We start from the raw sequence: 19224 nt of genomic DNA, 5'->3' as shown, positions 1-19224 counted from the left end.
GAAACAATATGTGGGATCTATTTGTACATCGTCCCTATTTATATATGCAATATGGCACAGATAAGGAAAGTGAGGTAGGAGTAAGCCGGGTTGATGAGTTATTGAGCACACCACCAGGACAGGTGCGACAGGAATATGTAGAAAAGGTGGAAGTAAAAAAATTAGGAAATGGGATGATGACTTACGTACAAGTACCAGAGCGCTTAGTTTTTACTGGACTGTATACCGTAGTTAACGGAATTACTTCCCTTCCGATATTCGCTCTAGCGCTTCTTATCATCGTGCTGCAGTTTTGGTTCTTGGCCGTAGCCGCGCTTGCACCCTTTTATTTACTCATTGCAGCATTCCCGGCAGGCGGTGGTGTATTCCGCAGGTATATGGAAGAACTGGCCTTGCCGCTTATTCTTAAACTGGGTGTATCGTTTATAGCGCTAATCGTGTTCACCATGTCTGAGATCGTATATCAGGAAGGGAACACCGATAGCATCGGATACATTGCCGTTGCCATCATCGAGTTTGTTATCCTGGTGCTTATCTTTTTGATTCGTAACCGCTTAATTAGAATATTATTTGCTGGCAACCAGGTTGCACGTCAACTTGCTATAGAAGCATCACAGCTCGATCGTAGGATGAATGGGGCTAGATATAAGGCGACTCGCGGAGCTGCTCAAGTAGCAGGAATGATGGCGGGTGGCCCAGCGGGGGGAGCTGCGGCTGTAGCAGCCGTAGATAGTATGGAAAGTGGTAGAGATCATAGCTCCTCGGCAGCACTAGAAAATGAACGCCTGGATGCTACAGATAATAATGCTGCTTCCAGTACGCTTACAGATAACAGTGTTGAGGATATTGCTCCGCTACAATCAGAAAGTTTAGGAGATCCACCACCACTAGGAGCTAGTGGAAGCGGGATGAGCGCCCGTATGATAGCAGGGGTAATGGCTGGATCTACTGGAGATGCGAGAGCAGAAGTAGCTGCCACAAGCTCCGTAAGAGATAGGGATACAGATACTGCACCGCAAACAGTATCTCTAAACGATACGAAAGGAAAAACTAGCGCTACTGGAGACTTAGCGAGAGCGAATAGCACAACGAGCGGACAATTTCCTGAAAACGTTACTCCGTTATACGGAAATTTAGGCGTAGCAGGGGATACAGGTTATGAGGATGCTACTACTAGACCTAATCATTATTTCACGGGTGATGGTAGCTTGAGAAATCAATCGGAGTCCTTAAGCGGCGAACAAGGATCTTCAGATCGTCAAGACTATTCAGGTTATGATGCTTCCTTGTTTTCATCTATGCCGATGGAAGATCAAGCTATAGACTCGCGGCCACCTCATAGCACAGCTAACAGCGGACAAGCACCACAGACCGTACCTCTTAGTGTCATTCCTAACAAAGAACATCTACATTCAGAACAAAGCCAAGGGAGTAATCAAAGAAGACAGCAACAGGAAAATTTCCGAACATCCAGGGGAATAGAGTCACTTGGAAGCGGATTTCAAAATCGTCAAACAGGACACCTAGAGCATCCCACACCTATACGATCAGGGCAGCAGGAGAATCGTGTACAAAGTATACCGCTACATTCCTCAGGTGCTCAGCAGGAGAGAATCCGAACTCGAACATCTAAGAAAGTAGAATCACATGGAAGCAGGGGTGTAGATCGTCAAGCAGAAAACCATGAGGAGTCCACACCTATACGATCTGGAAAACAGGAGAACCGCGTACAGAGTATACCGCTACATCCTCGTAATGGAGGGGGCGATGAGTCGTGAAGGAACTCGTCATGAAATGGCTTGGAACGATGATTGCTCTAGGTATGATTGCCTTACTTATTGGGTCGATTATTGAAGGAAACCGAATCGAACAAGAAAAGGCTGCTGCTGAAGATCAACAGCAGCCTGTAACCCAGGAGAAGCAATCTGTTCGCAAGTATTCTCCAAATGAGCAAGCGGAAGCAGAGAAGTATGCGGAAGAGGTGACTGCTCCAACAGAAGAAACGCAGACTGATATCCAAAAGGTTATTCCGGAGTTTCTGAAGGTGTACGTACCATTCAACATTGAAAACCCAAACGACTTTTTGAAGAAGTCTCTACCTTATGTAACTGATAACTTGTATAAGGCATTAGAACAGGAGCAGCGCCGGGGAACGCTAACGATCGTCAAAACGAAGGTACTTAATGTAATGCTGGAACCACAGAAAGAGGGACTAGAGGAACAGTGGTGGAATGCAGATATTGAGGTAGAGCATACCGATCAGGACGGCCAAACGAGTACAAGTACGTTAGCTTATATCATTAAGGTTAACATGATTGATGGTAAATGGAAGATTGATGATCTAGCTGTTCGTTCAAGGGCGTGGAATTCATGAAGAAATTCACTATACTTGGCGGTTTGGCCTTAATACCGATACTTCTTATTGGATCCTTATTTGCACTTATGTTAATGGTCATGATGTTCAGCAGCTCTGATTCTGAAGGTAATTATGGAGGCGGTGGATGGGGGAGCGGAATCATATCTTCTTTGGGTGAATCTGAGATCCCAGCAGAGTATATTCCAATCTATCAGGCGGCCGCAGAGAAATTTGGAGTTCCTTGGAATCTATTAGCAGCAGTACACCGAATTGAAACCAGGTTCTCTACGTTAGATCCTATGATTTCGTCCGTGGGTGCGGAGGGACATTTTCAGTTCATGCCTTGTACTTTTATCGGCTGGGGGCATAGCTCTTGCAGTGGTTCAGGGGCTGGAAACTTCAGCGATGAGGAAAAAACCAGTTTGGACTTAATCTCTAAGTATGGTGGATATGGCGTAGATGCAAACGGTGATGGAAGAGCGGATATGTGGGATTTAGAAGATGCGGTCTTTTCCGCAGCGAATTACTTGGGAAAGAGCGGAGCGGCTTCTGGTAACATTGAAAAAGCACTTTATCAATACAATCACAGCCAGGAATATGTATCAGAAGTAATGAAATACGCTACGCTTTACGTGACAGAAGGATACGACGCTATTATTATCCCAGAACCGGGTAAATCTGGGTTTAGTCGTCCGGTAAACGGCCAAGTTACATCCGAATTTGGCCCACGTACTCATCCCGTTACGGGCGAAGTAGGAAAACCACATGAGGGTGTAGACTTTGCTTGTTCCTACGGACAACCGATACCTGCATCTAAAGCCGGAACGGTAATTATGGCTGGCTGGCAAAATGCAAGTAATCCAAATGAAGGATATGGTCAGTATGTACGTGTGGATCATGGGGGCGGTTATGTTACTATCTATGCGCATCTGTCTTCCATTAAAGCTCGTGCTGGTGATCAAGTATCTGCAGGAACTGTACTTGGAGGGTGTGGTTCAACCGGCAGCAGTACCGGGAACCATTTACACTTTGAAATCATTATCAATGGTTTAAAGGTGAATCCCTTGCTATTTGTAGGGGGATAAGAAATGTAGCTAAATGAAAAGTTTATTGTACGTATTGTATGTATCCTGCCCTTTAACTTAAAGAAAAAGCAGCCGGTCATTTGAGCGGCTGCTTACTTGTTCTTATTAAACTAACGTTTTATCGTTGTTTACTTGGCAAAGGGATAATTTTACCTATACTTACTCTTGTATAAGCTGGTCAAGTTTCTCTAATGTGGCTTGGACAGAAGATTCAGTGGTTCATATGCTATATAGGACAATAAAGATTAATATGTACTTAATTGGAGAAAATTGTTATCTTATAAATAGAGTTCAGATTTCCGATTTCAGTGCACCGACGGAGGGGACAGAGTGATAAAACTACTATTTGTAGCTGGTATTAAAGGTACGGAACTACTTTATGAAGATGATAACGTTTGGTTCCCTAAGAATAAGCGAGATATGGAGACGCTTGACTATAAAAATAAGTTGAAACCGGGCAACTTATTGAGAAGTGTAAGTGCATTTTCTTACCTTCACGTTAATATATATAAAGGAATTCTCGACAACTTTCAGCCGCCAATGTTTGACTTCTATGCGTATGACTGGAGGCAAGATATTCAGACTCAAGTTCAGGGTCTTGTAGAAAAGATTATTGCTATGGCTAGTACAGGAGATGAAGTAGTACTAGTAGCTCACAGCATGGGTGGTATGTTATCGAAACTTGCTATTTTGAAGCTGCAAGAAGGCGGAAATCTTATTAAGTTGAAAAAATTAATCACTCTAGGTACACCTTGGCATGGAGCTCCTGATGCTTACAAAGCATTAGCCTATGGAGAACCAGGTATTTTTCCTAAGCTGCAACAGATATTATCATTTCTAGATGATAAAGCTACTAGGAGAATGGCGAGACAGTTTCCATCTGTATATCAATTAATGCCTAGTAAGCATTATTTCGACTCGAAATACGGCAAATTTCTATCTAACCCTAATAGGGATAAAGAATATATTGAAATTGCACTGGAATTATCACAGTTTTTTCAAAAAGAAAATCAGACATCTGTTAATGTTTGGGCGGAATTTATGGAACCCGTCCAGAAGGCAATGTTGTTACCGCTACCAGACGGTTTTGAGCATGATTGCTTGATTGCTCATTGTCGTCCTACTTTATATCAAGTTCCTGATAAGGCACTTTTTGATAAGAGGGTCTTCTTTAAGGGTAATGCTGTTTTTATGAATGGAGATGGTGTTGTTCCTTTGTTTAGTGCAAGGCCAACTCATTCAGCAAACATATTCTACGTTGAAGGACAACATCATGAATTAGGTTCTCTCCAAAGTGTTATTGATTTTATTAAATGGTCTATTAACGGTAAAGCGACAACGTTACCTGAGGGAATTGAGATAGAAGAACGTGATGAACTTAGTTTACCACATGGATTTATGGCAAGGGTAAAATGCCCGGTAAACCCTACTTTTTTTGATACTGATAACAGTTATGTAGCCGGTCAATTTGATCCGAGTATCGAAAGTGTTAGTGAGTTATCTCAAGATTCTAGATTGATGTATTATTCGATTGGTGATTCAAAATATCTCTTTATTCCCGAAGATGCATCAACTGAAATAAAGGTTAAAGTTACATCATATGAGAAAGGAATTGCTGATATCTCGCTCCAGATTCTCGAAGAAGAGGTAACGGAGGTAAAGTATGAGCCTTTACCAGTTGAAAAGGGAGAAGTAGCTTTCGTCACTTTGCCTACATTAAAAGGTAGTGAGGCTTCTAAACTTATAAAGCAGAATGGAAAAGAGTTTGATTTTACGTTACATAAGAAAGAATCCATATCTGAGGATATGGTGATTGATCGCCCGCAGACACCTCAGATTACGATAGTATCTAAGCCAGCTAGGGACACCAAGAAGGTTCCTTACCATGATGTATTCTCAGGTCCAATAAACGTAACTGTTAATTCATCAGATCCATCTTTGATTGACGCAATTTACTACTCGCTTAATGGTGCTGATCCAAAACTGTATAAAGAAACTTTAGATCTGGATTTACCTACTGGACAGCATAAGCTTGAGATATTTGGAAAAGATATCTACGGAAGACCTGTAAAAAGCAAGGAATATTTCTTCTCTATTGACATGGTTGCTCCCTTTACAAAGTCCAATTTACTTGCCACCCCAGAAGGTCTAATTGTATCTTTTTCTGCACAAACATTTGGGACTAAAGCGGATACTTATTATCGAATTGTAACTGAGGAAACAGCAAATCCTGATATTGATCCGTCAAACATCACTGAGTGGGAATTCTATGATCCGAGGGATGAAGTCAGTCAAGCATGGGGAAAACTTGCAACTAATAAAACTGCAAAGCTTGAAATTCAGTACTTTTCTAAAAATCCATTCGGACCAACTGAAGAAGTTAAAAGGGTATACTTTCGTCTTGGAAATATTCCCGAATTAATGTGGGATGACACTCAGTCTTACGTAACACCTGAAACAGTTTGGGAAAATGCCCTGAAGAACAATTTATTTTCTATAACGGATTTTAATGTAACTCTAATTGGTAAAAGTCACGAAGCAGGAACCTTTAATGAAGCTATTGCAGATAATGTTAAGGGGATTATTTTCGATTCACATTATCTGCGCATACAAGTTATGTATGACGAAAAGTATGCGTTATTTTTTATTGGCCCTCCTACGGAAGTATTGACTGTTGGCCAAGAATATAAGTTTTCTTTTGAGCTCTTAACAGAGAGATCGAAGGAGAAAATTAGAAACACTTCACCTCGAGCCTCGCTACGTGCTTCTCGTAATGCATTCCCTAATAAACAAATAACGCTTGAAGATGTTGAGGGAACATTCAAAGGGAGCTTTATTGTGGATGATAGAATGAAGCAACATAAGTTTAAGTTAGTAATAACTGATCAAAAAAATACAAATCCGGCACTGCGTGAGATACCTCTTACATTAAAAGAGGAAGAAGGATAATTTTACTAAAGGGGAGGTGACTAAGGATGATTCCAAACTGGATATTAATCCAAATTGGATTGTTGATTCTTTGGATCATTCTCCCTCTTGTGTACTATTTTACTAATGGATGGCGTACTGGCTTCCCGTTTAAGAAAGAGCAAGTGCTAAAGTTATTGTTTTTTAGAGTTGTACCTATTGGTTGGATGAGTTGTACATTAATATCAGGAATTATTTATTTCTTTATTACAACAAAAAACATAATAGATTTATTGCCAATTGTATTCATGATCGTCCTTCCGCTTATTGTTTTGACTTCAATTTTATATAGAACATGGAGACAAGATAAACAGACCGATGAGATTAAACGAGTTGAATTGCTTCAAATCAAAGAAAAACGCGATGGTTGCCTTAATTGGATTCATCAGTTTACCTTTATCGATGATGAGAGTATGGAGCTTAAGATATACATGTCACGAGGAACCCCTGTTGGTAAATTAACAGTTTACAACGTTACTCAAGATCAGGAATCAATTCTTCTTAGTAATAAGGGGCAGTTACCATTAGATGTACATCTTGAGACTGTTCCTAAAATTGACTCTGATAATAATGGAGTTAAGCATTAAGGACATTTTACTATATATGGGTGGTTTTAATATTCCTAATTGATGAATGTTATGGACAGTCTCCGAATACAATTCACCGGTATCACATTGTACTCCGTCTGCGATTACATGAAGCTAGGAATATTACAACTACAAATAAGTTGTAAAACAAGGGTGTTCCTGGAGTAATGGGGGCGCCTTTTTATGTTCCTGCACCATCTAGAGTTGGAATTATATGATTATGTTTATTATAGGACACACAATTTAATATGTAAGAAGTTTATAGATAAATAAGTTAGCAGAATTCTTCAAGAGCTTAAGAGAAATTAATTCATTTAGTAGCCTGAAGTTTAATTTCTAGTTCCTGTTTAGTTAGGTTCGTATTTATTGCTGCTTTGAACTTCAGAATGATTACAATTCAATTTATTGCATACAAAAAATGATAAAGGTGTGATGGGGTGATGGTTTTGAGAGGGGATATATCTTATGAAGAGTTAAAGGATATTATGTTAGATGCATTCGGAAACTCTATTAAACCAAAAACAATCAAATTACAAAGATACGTTAGATATTTTGATATTGATAAAGCATATATAAGAGATTTAAGAAAAATCTTTTATGAGTTAAAAATGAAAGTTAATGAATATAGAGTTGAACGGTTAAGAAATGATTATTTGGAGATAACTTACTTAGTTGAATATTTTGACGATGATGAAAAGAAGAAAATACTATATAGTGAAATTGAAAGTAGAATCGACTTTCACAAAGTATTATTTAATGGCACTAGTAAAGTAACACTGGAATATAACCCTAAGGTTAATGAAGTTGACGTATTTAAATACTATATATTTCATGAAGATGATCTTCAACAAGTAATTGAAATTTTAGAGTATTTAGGTCAAAGCAATACTTCATATAACTCCATTGAAATAAAAGAAAATCAGTATGGAATCAGTAAACTTTATTCTATTCAACTACATGATAAGTTTCCAGTAGACATTGTATATCCAAAGCCTGAATCGGTTATTGGAAAGTTTGAAAGCATTATGAGACGAGCTAATATATCTAATTGTGGTTTTACTGACCGAGATGGAGATATATCATTCTTTAGTCACATTATTAAAAATGATAGTAGAGTAAGTAATGTTGGTTTCAGAAAGGATTTAGGACAAGTTTTTTTATCTACCTACGAAGCGAATGTTGCAAGAATTCTTAATTTTAAGAATATTGAATGGGACTACGAGAAAAAGGGCTTTTCTTTAAAATCGAATACTGTAAAAATAGTGAACGATATTGAAATTGACACGATTAGTTACTTCCCAGATTTTTTTTTGAATCATAATATAATAATTGAAGTAAAAGGCTTTTGGGACAGGCACAGCATAGATAAAGTATCACTATTCAACCAGCAGATTCTTGATTACGAGTTGTATATTATAGATAGTGATATGCTTCTCTCACTAGAAAAAATGTATAAGAATATAATTCCGAATTGGGAAGCTATGAGAATTAAGAGTGGTGTTGAGATACTACCAATAGTAGGTATAACCAGGCCTGAACGAGTAGTTTTTGTTAAAAACTTAAAAGTCGGTGATGAGGTAATACTCTGTAGAGATTCGAATAATGAATATGATAAGAATGCAATAAAAGTATTGGATAAGGATAATAATCTGGTGGGATTCATTAGTAAGGAGTGGGCTTTGATTTTTGCTCCAAAAATGGATGTTGGAATGGAGTTTTTATCGAGGATTAAAACTAAAGAAAGTAAAGTTATTTATATATCAGTTCAACGTATAGATCTAAAAGAAACAACAGTTTATAACTTTTTGCTACTATGACTCAACAGTTCTCAGTAGACAAGTTTAAGTAGTAAAGGGTGATTTATCCGCAAAGTAATGGTGAAAGCGCATTCGAAAATATAGTTCCAATCAGATAACATTGTGATATAACTTAAATCCTATATATAAAATTCGTGGGAGGTGTACTTTAGTGGACGATAAACAGAAAGAGATATTTACTAGTATATTTAAAGGTACTATATCCGCAATTCCATATGTTGGTGGGGGACTGAATGAATTATTATTTGAATATAAGAGCCGAATTGCCCAAAGACGCATAAATGTTTTTGTAGAAAGTTTTCTAATGCACTTAAGTACCTTAGGATTGGAATATGATGAGAGAGTTATTAGATCTGACGAATTTATAGATATTTATTTTGCAGTCATAAAGCGTGTTATTGAAACCAAGAGTGAATATAAACTTAAAATCTATCGTGATATATTGATTTCGGGTTTGAACACAGATTATCAATCAGATTTCAAAGAGACATTCTTAGACCTTGTGAGTAGGCTAGATTATATTGAAATAGAAATATTAAAGTTGTATGAGAAAACTGGGCGAGAAGGAAGTACAGATACTAATAAGGGATTTAACAAATGCATTGTAAGCGAATTAACGAGCGCATCATACAAAGAAAGGATTTTTAAAATAATCAAGAGTGAGGTAGAGCACTTATCTACTATTGAAATAGAGGGAAGATATGAGTTTTATATAAGTGATTTAATATCTAAATCACTACTTTTGGATAAAAAAACAATAAGTAATACTTATGAAGATATGCGTAGGGAAGGATTTACAATGCTTTACATAACTGATTTCGGAAAAGAATTTATACAATTTATAAGATACAGCTAAGAAGTTGAGCAGAATGAAAGGGAAGTTGAAAAGATGGGAAACAGTTAACAATGAATATTATTATAGATTTTATTGGAGGGGCATCAATGGCATAAATATTCCGACAAGCGTACATTTAGGGGAAAAGAAAATGTTAGGTAGTCCATCGAAAACCGCTTCTGGAGTTATCAGTTTTTACGTTTTGGGACCTTACTGGCGGGCCTGAAAATTGCACAGATCGGGGAAGATGGAACGGGAGTCTGAAAATAACGAATAACGAATTGGTACATTGGGCGATACTTGGTTCAGTAGTAGTTATTTCGTTGTATTACACTGGTTAAGCCTACAGGAAAGTCATCTTGTAGGTTTTTATCAGTTTTTTTGATGTTATTTTACTTCAAAATTGATGCACAAAAATATATCTAGTCTATGGTAATATCCGGTCTCTACAGTAACATCAAGTAAAACAGCTTTGAAGAATACATCTCGCAATTGGGCAAACCGTCTCAAGTAATTTTAGTTTCTCTACCGTCTATAAAGGTACACCATTATAGACACTCAGTAAAGCAGTGTAATTCAGTCTATATAATACGACATATAAACCTTTATAAACGTCTATAAACTAATTGTTGTTTATATACCTAAAGGGTTATAATGAAGGCAGCAAGAGATATAGATTGGTGGTCGGGATACAATGGGAATTAATTTTGGGTACACTCGTGTGTCAACTAAAGAACAACACCTGGACAGACAGTATGAAGCGTTAAAGCCATATGTAACGAATGATAAATACATATATAGTGACAAGGCTTCAGGTAAAGATATGGATCGTGAAGGTTTTCAAAATATGCTGAAGGCTATGCGTAAAGGGGATACCCTCTATATCAAATCTATTGATCGTTTAGGAAGAAACAAGGAACAGATCAAACAATACCTACAATACTTTAAGGATGAAGGTATTCGTGTAAAGATTATTGATTTACCCACGACTATGCAGGACGTTCCCGAAGGACAGGAGTGGGTGATTGATATGATAAACAATATTATCATCGAGGTTTACACATCTATAGCACAGCAGGAACGTGAGACTCTTCTACAACGTCAGGCTGAAGGTATTGCAGTTGCTAAAGCTAAAGGTAAGCATCTGGGAAGACCTAAGTTAGAATTACCTGAAGAGTGGGGTAAACTGTATAAGCAGTGGACGTCAGGGAAGATTACAGCAGTAGCATTTATGGATATGGTCGATATGAAGAAGCCGACCTTTTATAAGAAAGTGAAGGAATACGAAGCTACTCTTTAGAGGAAGAAGGCATTACACGCAACCGATCGACAACAATGGAAGTTGGATAATAAATAGAAAATACATTGAATTGATATATAAAAATAAAATTCTAAGTTTGGTTGAAGTATGAACGTCTTTTTGCTATGATTATAGTATATTGTAAAATTATTTAAAATTATCAATTTAATAGAATAGTTTGCAAGGGGCACGGGAAGATATTCTTCCTATAGTGTCCCTTTTTTGTTTTTATATCTGTCTATTATCAAGTACATATTAGGCGGGTTCATGTGCTGTACGAATGACATACTCAAAATTTTATGTGGTATATACTTCGCAATCATCACGAAGTCTCACACCACTTATTATTAATTCTAAATAATCCAGTGTGAGGATAATTTTTTTGGGATAAAAAAAGGAATATCTGAAATTTTAAAAAAACAAACACAATCCAAGCCTTAAAATGGCCTTCTCATGTCCGTTTAAAACGATTTTTGTTTTTGTTTATGGGTAACTGGTCATAAAAATTGCTTAAAATTGATTTTAATTGTCCTTTTTTTAATCAAATACGCAAGTACAACAGTATATACTTGGCCCTGAACGACCCAAGACTTGTTAAATTATCAGAATCGTTTACATATAATGCTAATATCAAAACAAATATGCAAGGGGAAATCAAACAATATGAAAAACATCTGTAACACTCGGTCTGATTCAAGTATACTCACCTTATTAACCGCTTGGGAGAGGAACGAAGCCTTGGAATCATATAATATAAATATCAACGCTACTGACGTTCAAATCGTTGGGAAACTTAATATTGAAAGTATCAAAAGGCTGACGGGCATAAATTTCCCAGTTGCTGAAGTACAAATCTACCCAGGTGCGATTCGACACATCAAACGAGAGCATCCAGGGATTATTGAGCAGTATGGTCACTTGATTCCGGAGATGATTTCACATCCGGATTACGTTGGCAAAAACCCAACGGTTCCGAATAGTGTGGAACTTATTAAAGTAGTTACTGATACTGTTCTATTGGCGATTAAATTAGACCCGGCCGGGTACTTATATATATCTTCCTTTTACGATTTAAACAATGCTGCAGTAAAGTTAGAAAAGCGTCTACGTAGCAAACGTCTCGTCCAATACGTAGAGTAATTTGTATTAGTTTTATTCAATTTTCCCTATCTTATCTGTTGACTATAGTTAATGGATAAGATACTATAATATACATAGTATATCTTTTAGGTATATGACATTAAATTTCGATTTCTTGACTATAATATGAACTAAGGATCATTGAGGTGGGAAAGGTTCCCCACGCGCTTACCGAAAGGTAAGTTACCAGAGATCAGGATACGCCGCCCTGCTTTGATCCTAAAAATGAATGGACCCCGAAAGGGGTCTTTTTGCTTGTATATTTATAAAAAACCTTGAAAATTCATTGTTTTTTAATGGATTTTCTAAGAGCCCTTTATAAATTTCAAAAAACCGGCCATGTACATACGGACCGGCTTTTTATATTAACGCTTACCGAAAGAATATTTTTCTTTCTTGAGAACCTTCGATAATAAGCTCTTTATCCTATATACTACTCTAAATCCTTAGTTTCCATATTGTTAAGTTCGTTTTTTGTGAATTTATCGTGTTCGAATTTTAATTCATTATCTAATAAAGTGTTTTATTATCCAATTCAATTCTATCTCTTAACAATGCGCCACGGAGCTAAAATTTTCATAAATCATGAGAACCGGTTCATCTGAAAAGCAATATGGTGGCCGTTACCGGCCGAACGCTGCTCTTTCGAGCAGCTGAAATTTAAAATCCCAAAAAAAGAAATTCATCCCTTGATGAATCTTGGTTTCAAAACCCTCAATAAAAACTCCTTAGTAAGTGAAAGACGAAGAGGAGAGAGCGGTTTGGGACAACCACTTCCTCTTGGTCCCCGTCTTTACTAACTGAAGAATGAGGGATAAGAAAATGGCTATTAACTATTCTTACTTTGAGAGAGACGGATATCGCGTAATTAAAACACATGTAAGTAATATTGTTTCTGAAGTAATTAAGAAGCCAGTTTGCTCTACTAACAACTATGGAATTAATGGGGGATTTTTTGCATCTACTAGCTATTCATCTCCTCCTTACGCCGGTCTTTCTATCAGTTATGATGGTGTAACACAAAATCCTGGAAGTAACGCTGGGGGTGACCGTAACAGGGGCACATTCTTTACTTTTACGGACAATGGCGTAACAAAAGCTGGTGTTCAGCGGTGTACTACGATGACCGATCTAAAAGATAAGCTAGGTCTAAGTGCCTCACAGTTTAAGACTGTTATTGGTGGAGGTAGTTTGAATCTACCAGGGACTGAGGCCCAGTTTGAACAACTGTTAGAAGCTGAACAATGGGAAGTAGTTTCACCTAGTCTTCCGCTAACAAGACGTTCTGGTATTGGATTTAAAAACGAGACCAATGGGGTATACGCTTACTTAGTTACTTCCACTGTATTTAAGAGCCTCTATGGTCTTCGAGATTTTTTTAAAAATGATCTTGGCTGCTACAATGCAATTTTCTTGGATGGATCAGGCTCAGTACAAATGCAAGTTCATGCTAATGGTGAACTCATTCAAGCCGATGGTACAGATCCGAGTCCAGGAAGATATGTCTGGAACATGATTAAATTAATTAATAAAAACTAATATGAAACAACAAAAAACAAGCCTTTAGAAAGGCTTGTTTTTTGTTAATTTCTACTTCACTGTTATTTCAAATGCTTCAAACATATGATTATTGACTTGTCTACTCCATGCTTCGACTTCAACGCCTTCTTGTATTACACCAAAATCGGATTCTGTTCGTTTGACATCACTTGTCTGATCAAAAAACATTGTATTTTTAGTTACTGTTAGCACATCTCCAGTGTCGAGTTTTATAGAGTGAAGTACCTTATCGCCGTCAATTGTGGAATTTTCCTCAACTATTTCGACAATAGTACCTTTGTAATATTCCTGTTGCTTAGATGGAGATGGCCATCCTAGCAAAATATCAGAACTTAAAACGTACCAAATACCAAGCGCTATCATCAGAACAAGACTACCCGACAATACATACCACTTCTTTTTTGTCTTCAATCTCTTTCATCCTTCCTTTAGGTACTCACAATATGTAGACGCATGACTCCGAAAAAAGTTACAAAAAAAAGAAGTCGTGTCCAATAATATCCACAAGGTTTTTTTTATTTATTGTTATAATTTTTAATAAATTCTATTAGCTCAAGACGTAAGCTTTGCATTGCATCTTCTTTCGGCATTCTGATCGTTTTCGATAATTTTTCCATTTCGGGGTGATAAATTTCTAGTATTTTCAGGATAGCTTTGTCTTCACCGGATCTTGCTTTGACGAGTAGTTGTGCGAGACCTTCTTCTTCAAATCCTCGAGTGTCTGTCTCTTCCATTTATTCACCGCCTGTACAGTCATATTCATTTCTGCAGATACCTCTTTTGCGCTTTTTTCTTCAACGTACAGCGAATAGACAACCTTTTTACCATTTCCCTTATCAATCATGTTTAGCATATCTTTTACATGTAACTCGTCTACAATTTCATCTTCAAAAGATTCTTGCCTTGTAAAGTCATAAGTAAATGGGTACTGCCTAGCTGCTTTTTTTGCATGATACTGGAGTCTCCAAGCCATTCGTTTGAGTTCAGCATCAATTACATCTTTGATTTGTAGTTCGTTCATTGGACTCTCCTTTCATGTATATTGATAATTTTCTCTACTAACTAGGAACTGAATCATAGGATTTAGAAACCAATATTAAGAAAAAAGGGAACACAAGTTCCTATTCATACTATATTTTACCCATTTTACAACTATATCTAAAGTCTTTTTCTATAAAAAAGTGGTTAAATTAGGTGTTATTAATTAACTTTTTTGCTGTTAAACCTGGCGCTATGCTACCAGCGAAATATGCATAAAACGTCACATAAAGCTGATACGCACCGCTATCACTGTAGCGGATAACCAGAGTGCCTACTCCGAAAGAAGCATCCTAGACTAAACGTTCTAGATCTTTTCTATCGCTTAACACGTGCTACAGAGCCAAGAAATAATCTTAAAATTAAATAGGAAAATCATAAGCTAATTGAGGAATATGAGGACAGAAGGGTAATTGGATTCTTGAAATGGTAGATATCCGGCTTAAACAGTTTGAGGTTGGCAGGGGATGGTTGATTTATTTGAAGTTTGTCCAAGTAGAAAATAATTCTAGGGACTTTTTAATGACCCAACGTGCGAATACCTCCTATAGGGATTCGCTTTTTTTTGAGGGAAAATACATCAGCTGCTCTATTTTTCGTTAAGCTAAACGGCAGTATAGTTCAATAAATGTGTGTCAGCTGTGTAGTATACTTAGCCTGAATATTGTTTACATAAAAAGCGGATACATGAGACAAAATGGCGGGTATTTTAAATAGGTTACTATGAAAGTATAACCTAGATGTTTTGTGGATGAATGCGTGTTTGTTAATATTATCCCCTATTACTAAAGAGTCATTATAGAAATTTTATTAATATTGGTAAATTATAACTAATAAGTGTGACGATGACGTGATATACTTCTCTAGTATTATTTAAAGAGCAAAGCTATTAAAATATTTATGGATGGAGTGTCAAGGTACATGTTGGGGTTTATAGGAACTGATACAATTTTTTCTGTTTTATGTATAGTCTTCTTCATTTGTTTTGTTCAGATTTTTAAGAGTCAGAAGCACTACAAGATATATTTATTGATTGCCTGTATAGCACTGGCCTACATTTCGAATGATCTTTACAGAATCTCGCTTCATATCTATTAATTCTTTAATGTCATGTAAGAAGAACTAATGAGCATAAATCACATCTGGGTATATCCTCTTGGCATGGTTATGATAAGAAAGAGGAAGCTTCTATTGGCTATGAGATAAAGTGAAATGCCATTAATATTCTATACAACAAATATTTTAACGAGCTACTTCTCACGATTTTAGTGTTAGAAGATTACCTTGGTATAGTTGCCTGGGATTAGAACAAAGTAAAGGAGTTTTTTAGAAAATGCATAATGTTACAATTAAGCCTGGAGAATATGTTGGACCACTGAAATTAGGTATGCCTGAAACGGAAATTAATCATATTTTAAACGATTTAGAATATTCTTTTTCGGTTCTTACAACCAGCTATACGAATTCAAGTTTAACTGAACTTGAAATTTCAAACGATAGAACGATTGCAGCAGTCTTAGAAGGGTACAATATCGATTTATTTCAGACAAAAGTGGAAGACTTAATTCCAAAATTAAATGAAATTTCTCCATACGCTATTAATAATTTTTATAGCGAAGGGTGTCAATATGATTTTCCTGAGCTAGGTCTAAGATTGTGGAGAAGTATTGAATTGTACTCGAAGGATGTAGAGAACTTACCAGAAGATGAGAAAGAAGAGCGAGCAGATAAATTATATTTTGAAACCTTCGTAATTTATCCGTCTATTAAATGATATAACTCTTAAAGAGAGCAAAGATTCAATATTGATCTGAGAAATATATAGTGGATGCTTAACAATTGTTCGATGTTGTAGCGAATGGATTTTTTATCACAAATTATGAGATAGATGACGAAGATGTAAAACGATAGTTTAATTAGAAAAAGTAAGCAACCGATCAATAGACCGGTTGCTTTTTCTTTAAGCTCCTGGACAGTTTAGGACCCATATTCACATTGCATGGATTAATAATGAAACCTAGAATTTTAATCGTATTTCCATATTTTAACCTATAGTTATAAACAGACGATATGTTAGAATCTACGATTAAGTAAAAATTGGAAGGGAAAATTCATTAGTTCACAATTACAAAAGAAAGTTTAATAAAATAAAGGAGATGCTTATGTTTAAATTAGTAAAGGTTCATTATCAGAGAGATGCGAAAAAAATTTTATTTACATCTTTTATAATATTTTTTTTACTTTATTTGTTTTTCTATAGCTCAAGTATAACTACTATTACAAAGGTAGAAGGTAAGGAAGTTGGGAAATTCAAGAACTATATCACAATTACTAGTGGGAAAGGCGAACGAGAAAAAATATCTGTGCCTGAATCTACATATAGTTTGGTAGAGACTAATCAAACTTACTTCATTACGTATTACCATAACTTTATAAGAGGTAATTATATTAAAAATCTCAAAATTACTGAGCCACTTAGAAAATAAATTAAAGAAAAAGTTTGTCGGATGATGGGATCTTCTACATAAATCCGTTGGACTATAAGCGTACGTAAAACTTTAGATAAATAAGATTACAGTCGATTAGGCTGTTCGGGTTAGTATAGGTAGCTGGGAACTGGTATAAACCTAGGAGGTGAATTTGTGAAAGAAGTTATTAAAAATGCTCTATTGGGTTTTGTCGTTTTTGTTGTTGGCTTTGCCATTATTTTAGTTCTTACAAGATCCGGTATTGAAGCTGAACTGACATATTATGCTGCTATAGCATACGCTCTTTTATACTTAGCTAGTGTTATATCTGTCTGTGCAGTAGTAATTCTAAGAAAAATTACTCAATTAAAAAAATGAACTACTCATTTGAACTAACGGAAAAACGTTAGTTGAACACAGCAGGGAGCAGCTTACCAGTTGGCAGCTGCCCTTTTTGTTATGCAAACTGGGCAGTATAGCGTAATTAAGATTCATAGCGGAGAATCATCTGATTATGTTCGAGCATAGACCATACAGGACATCTGCCTTGAGAGATTTAAGAACGGTGAAAATTGAATTGGAAGGTAAGAGAGACGTGCGGCTTGGATTATCACACATTCAAACTATGACATTGTCTCGAGAAGTCGACGAATTGCACAACGAACTCATGCGTATTGAATGCAGTAAAAACCAAGGGAGCAATGTTGTTACGGTTGAAAGGGATTAATTATCTTTTCCTGCACGGCTGGTTCGGATTGGTACAGAAATAATTGATTGCCATCTTTCGTTTCTGGAACTCGGACAGGTGGAAGTGATCGTCGATCGTTTGGATTGTTTATGGAACATTACTATAATCAATTTGATATACAACCCTCTCTATCAAGATCCTCACTTGCTTTGCATCACTTAAGGGCTGATAATGCATTCCCCTCATAATCAACCATTCCTCGATCCCTCTAGGAACCGAGAACGAAAAGAAGGAACAACTGCTATAAAGGACCTGTATAATAACGAAATTATGTCTTATCAAATCAGTCGAAGAAATGATCTAAAGCTTGTAATGCTCCTTCACAAAGACAAGAAAAAAACAAAAAGTTGAAGGAATTCTCCTACATAGTGACCAAGGGGGTCCAGTATACCTCTCGCCAATATAACCAACGTCTTATAAGATACGGAATGATAGCTAGTATGTTGAGTAAAGGAAATTGATGAGAAAACGCATGTATGGATAACTTTTTTAGTCATTTTAAATCGGAGTGTTTTAATCTATACACTTTTCGTACTAGTAAGGAAGTAGAGCATGCCGTCCAACGGTACATCCATTTCTACAACCACCATCGTTTTCAACATCATTAAACAACCTAAGCCCGTATGAATATCGGACTCAGGTTGCTTAATGATGTTTTTAAATTACTGTCTACTTGACAGGGGGCAGTTCATATATTAAGGGGGTACTTTTTTAGATATATTCTTATATTATACCAATCGGAATTATTTGGTGATTTAGACTTAAATTATTTGTTTCATTTAAAATAATCCGCAAGTCTATTTAAATTATAACCATCTTCAATTTCGTATCTGTTAAGTCGATTATTTGAATCTTGGGCATCATATATTTCTAAATTGTACTCATCTAAAAAAGTGATTCCAAACCTTTCCTGCCGATTTACTTGTATCAGTACATCATAGCGGTACTCTGTCCTTGGGATATATTCGTTATATTTTTCTAATAATTCTATATTGTTAAGATTATTTATTAGAGAACTTATTTCGTTCGATTCAGAAATAATTACTTCTTCACGATATAAAGTGCCATAAGCTATTCGAGAAATCTTGATCTCGTTAATATCCTCTTTTTGTATTTGTTTAGATACTAATTTGGGAAATGAAGTGTTATTTTGAAATGAGTACACTGAAAAAATTACAATAAATATAAATAAAATGGATATACCTATTGCTAACATTCTACGTTTGTTTTTCATTTAACTCACTCCCTCGTTTTAATCTGTTAATTAGTGGTACTCATCTAAAGTATTTATTGATAAGAAATGGGCTAATTGGTTACAGCATC

General features: G+C 36.3%; 18 protein-coding genes. 14 read left to right on the top strand and 4 right to left on the bottom strand.

What is annotated here, in order from left to right; translation table 11 throughout:
* The 10 genes from PV403_RS22080 to PV403_RS22035 all read left to right on the top strand — a co-directional run.
* On the top strand, positions 1–1778 hold a 1778-nt coding region (locus tag PV403_RS22080), incomplete at its 5' end, for a CD3337/EF1877 family mobilome membrane protein (RefSeq protein WP_442951788.1).
* On the top strand, positions 1775–2374 hold the full coding sequence (locus PV403_RS22075) for a hypothetical protein (protein ID WP_332085997.1): 600 nt from the start codon (positions 1775–1777) through the stop codon (positions 2372–2374). The genes PV403_RS22080 and PV403_RS22075, both read left to right, overlap by 4 nt.
* Complete coding sequence (locus PV403_RS22070) at positions 2371–3441, top strand: peptidoglycan DD-metalloendopeptidase family protein (RefSeq protein ID WP_332085996.1); 1071 nt, start codon at positions 2371–2373, stop codon at positions 3439–3441. Before PV403_RS22075 ends, PV403_RS22070 begins: the two co-directional genes overlap by 4 nt.
* A gap of 330 nt (positions 3442–3771) precedes the next feature.
* Positions 3772–6390, top strand: a complete 2619-nt coding sequence (locus PV403_RS22065) for a lipase/acyltransferase domain-containing protein (RefSeq protein WP_332085995.1) — start codon at positions 3772–3774, stop codon at positions 6388–6390.
* Between the two features lie 26 nt (positions 6391–6416).
* A complete protein-coding gene (locus PV403_RS22060) occupies positions 6417–6995 on the top strand; it encodes a hypothetical protein (protein ID WP_332085994.1) in 579 nt (192 codons plus the stop codon).
* Positions 6996–7435: 440 nt separating this feature from the next.
* Entirely contained in the window at positions 7436–8812 is a 1377-nt protein-coding gene (locus PV403_RS22055; protein WP_332085993.1) for an HIRAN domain-containing protein, read from the top strand.
* 151 nt (positions 8813–8963) lie between these two features.
* Complete coding sequence (locus tag PV403_RS22050) at positions 8964–9668, top strand: hypothetical protein (RefSeq protein WP_332085992.1); 705 nt, start codon at positions 8964–8966, stop codon at positions 9666–9668.
* A 673-nt stretch (positions 9669–10341) separates the two neighbouring features.
* Entirely contained in the window at positions 10342–10947 is a 606-nt protein-coding gene (locus tag PV403_RS22045; protein ID WP_160037133.1) for a recombinase family protein, read from the top strand.
* A gap of 738 nt (positions 10948–11685) precedes the next feature.
* Positions 11686–12087 carry a PBECR3 domain-containing polyvalent protein gene (locus PV403_RS22040; protein ID WP_332085991.1) on the top strand — a complete coding sequence of 134 codons (402 nt, stop codon included), beginning with the start codon at positions 11686–11688 and terminating at the stop codon, positions 12085–12087.
* 822 nt (positions 12088–12909) lie between these two features.
* Positions 12910–13626, top strand: coding sequence for a phosphodiester glycosidase family protein (locus PV403_RS22035; protein ID WP_160037216.1), 717 nt, complete (start codon positions 12910–12912; stop codon positions 13624–13626).
* Positions 13627–13677: 51 nt separating this feature from the next.
* Here the strand turns inward: PV403_RS22035 and PV403_RS22030 are convergent, their stop codons facing one another.
* The 3 genes from PV403_RS22030 to PV403_RS22020 form a co-directional block, all read right to left on the bottom strand.
* Positions 13678–14058 carry a hypothetical protein gene (locus tag PV403_RS22030; RefSeq protein WP_160037217.1) on the bottom strand — a complete coding sequence of 127 codons (381 nt, stop codon included), beginning with the start codon at positions 14056–14058 and terminating at the stop codon, positions 13678–13680.
* 104 nt (positions 14059–14162) lie between these two features.
* Positions 14163–14381: a helix-turn-helix domain-containing protein gene (locus tag PV403_RS22025; protein WP_160037218.1), complete on the bottom strand. Its 219-nt coding sequence runs from the start codon at positions 14379–14381 to the stop codon at positions 14163–14165.
* A complete protein-coding gene (locus tag PV403_RS22020; protein WP_332085990.1) occupies positions 14291–14668 on the bottom strand; it encodes a hypothetical protein in 378 nt (125 codons plus the stop codon). The genes PV403_RS22025 and PV403_RS22020 overlap by 91 nt, the downstream gene beginning before the upstream one ends.
* Positions 14669–16018: 1350 nt before the next feature.
* Between PV403_RS22020 and PV403_RS22015 the strand changes: the two genes are divergently transcribed.
* The 4 genes from PV403_RS22015 to PV403_RS25360 all read left to right on the top strand — a co-directional run bounded on the left by PV403_RS22015 (position 16019) and on the right by PV403_RS25360 (position 18509).
* Positions 16019–16459, top strand: coding sequence for a hypothetical protein (locus PV403_RS22015; RefSeq protein WP_160036954.1), 441 nt, complete (start codon positions 16019–16021; stop codon positions 16457–16459).
* 388 nt (positions 16460–16847) lie between these two features.
* Complete coding sequence (locus PV403_RS22010) at positions 16848–17171, top strand: hypothetical protein (protein WP_213534486.1); 324 nt, start codon at positions 16848–16850, stop codon at positions 17169–17171.
* Positions 17172–17327: 156 nt separating this feature from the next.
* Complete coding sequence (locus tag PV403_RS22005) at positions 17328–17531, top strand: hypothetical protein (RefSeq protein ID WP_213534488.1); 204 nt, start codon at positions 17328–17330, stop codon at positions 17529–17531.
* Between the two features lie 846 nt (positions 17532–18377).
* Positions 18378–18509, top strand: coding sequence for an IS3 family transposase (locus PV403_RS25360; RefSeq protein WP_160037121.1), 132 nt, complete (start codon positions 18378–18380; stop codon positions 18507–18509).
* 167 nt (positions 18510–18676) lie between these two features.
* On the opposite strand, the gene PV403_RS22000 is transcribed toward PV403_RS25360, so the two are convergent.
* Positions 18677–19135 carry a hypothetical protein gene (locus PV403_RS22000; protein WP_160037120.1) on the bottom strand — a complete coding sequence of 153 codons (459 nt, stop codon included), beginning with the start codon at positions 19133–19135 and terminating at the stop codon, positions 18677–18679.
* Positions 19136–19224: the final 89 nt, after the last annotated feature.

The sequence above is a fragment of the Paenibacillus sp. GYB006 genome (assembly GCF_036577645.1).
Classification (GTDB): Bacteria; Bacillota; Bacilli; order Paenibacillales; family Paenibacillaceae; genus Paenibacillus.
The sequence above is the reverse complement of the archived record's forward strand: the minus strand, read 5'-3'. Positions and strand labels throughout refer to the sequence as shown.